Genomic DNA, 231 nt, shown 5'->3' with positions numbered 1-231 from the left:
ACCACCACGTTCAGGCCCAGCGCGAGCATCACGTACAGCATCGCGAAGTCGAGCACGCGGACCCAGTAGTTGCCGCCTGCCGAGCCGATGATGATCGGCGCCGCGATCACGAAGGCCGCGGTCAGGAGGCCGATGGTGACGGTCTTGGCGGTGTTGCGCTCCTCGACGAGCGACGTCGAGGATTCGATCGGTTGAATGGATGTCATGTTGTTTGCTCCCCTTCCGTTACGC

Annotated in this window: 1 pseudogene; it reads right to left on the bottom strand. The window is 62.8% G+C overall.

The annotated features are described in order from the left end of the window. Positions 1-206: pseudogene (locus DIE23_RS39350) on the bottom strand (ABC transporter ATP-binding protein); the annotation flags it as partial. Positions 207-231: the final 25 nt, after the last annotated feature.

It is taken from the genome of Burkholderia sp. Bp9143 (genome assembly GCF_003853645.1).
In the GTDB taxonomy this organism is placed as follows: Bacteria; Pseudomonadota; Gammaproteobacteria; order Burkholderiales; family Burkholderiaceae; genus Burkholderia.
Note: the sequence above shows the minus strand (reverse complement) of the source record. Positions and strands in the feature narration are given on the sequence as shown.